The organism is Alcaligenes sp. Marseille-Q7550 (assembly GCF_965112015.1).
Genome location: NZ_CBCOPU010000024.1, coordinates 1 through 1,122 on the forward strand (window position 1 = coordinate 1; position 1,122 = coordinate 1,122).

At 67.8% G+C, this 1,122-nt stretch carries 1 protein-coding gene and 1 pseudogene; one reads left to right on the forward strand and one right to left on the reverse strand.

Translation table 11 applies throughout. The annotated features are described in order from the left end of the window. The coding region (locus ACWPWO_RS18820; RefSeq protein WP_454007894.1) for a cytochrome C at positions 1-451 on the forward strand (451 nt) is incomplete at its 5' end. 128 nt (positions 452-579) lie between these two features. Here ACWPWO_RS18820 and ACWPWO_RS18825 read toward each other — a convergent pair. After that, positions 580-1,122 (reverse strand): annotated as a pseudogene (locus tag ACWPWO_RS18825) (hypothetical protein); the annotation flags it as partial.

Consider the following 1,122-nt stretch of genomic DNA (forward strand, 5'->3'; position numbering starts at 1 on the left):
GGCGCCGCTCGCCGGCGCCCAGGAGGAAATGACGGGGACGGGCGACTACCTGCAAAGCTCCCAGGCCTTCAAGGACTACATGCTGCAGTGCGCGGGCTGCCATCGCTACGACGGCCGCGGCCTGTCGCATCGCGGCATTCCGGATTTCAACCAGTCCATCGGGTTGTTCACGCGCCTGCCCGCCGGGCGGCAATACATGATACGGGTGCCGGGCGCGGCCCAGTCGCAGTTGGACAATGCGGAGCTGGCCCGGGTGCTGAACTGGATCGTGGCCAAGTACAGCCCCGAGGACATCACCCCGGACTACAAGCCCTTCACGTCCGCGGAGGTCGGGGCCTCGCGCCGCCTGCGCTTTGACGACGTCCTGCAGGCGCGCACCGCCTTGACCCGGCAATTGCAGGAGATGGGGCTGGAGCCCGCGCCGTACACCTACGGCTCCATGGAACGCTGAGGGGGCCGGGTTAACGACCGTAGACGCTTGTATTTTTTAAAGTTATAAAAATCGGCGGGGGCGCTCCGGTGCGTCCCGGTTCCCGAACAACGGCGGCGGCCGCATCCGGCCTTCAGGCAATGTCCATGTTATTGCGCACTCCTTCTTCCTCCTTCAAGAGCCTGGCGGCCTGGCAGGAAGTGGTGTGCGACTATTTCGTGCCGCTGGAGATCCAGCCGGCCTCGCGGCGCGGCTTCTGCAACCTGGCCGCCAGCGACCGCCTGGGCGCGGTCGGCATCACCGAACAGCTTGTACAGATAGCGGCGCGATATGCGGAACTGCGCGGCCAGCGCCTGGGCCGTCAGGCCCGGATCGCCCAGATGCGCCTGGATGTGCTGCTGGATCTGCAGCAACTGGCCGCGCCGCACCTCGTCCAGGGCCGATTCCGCGGGCGCCGCACGCCCTTCGGCCAGGCTCAGGCCCATCATGCGGATCACGGTGTCCGACAGCTCGGCCAGCGCCGAGGCCGGCAGACTGCCGCGCTCCTCCAGGCCCAGCCGCAGCATGTCCATCGCGATGCGGGCCGGTCCGGTGGCTGCGGAAAAGGACCGCGCCACCGCGTCGCGCAGCCAGGGCTGCCAGGACAGCAGGCGCTCCTCCTGGAACTGCAGCACCAGGAAGTGCGACTGGTC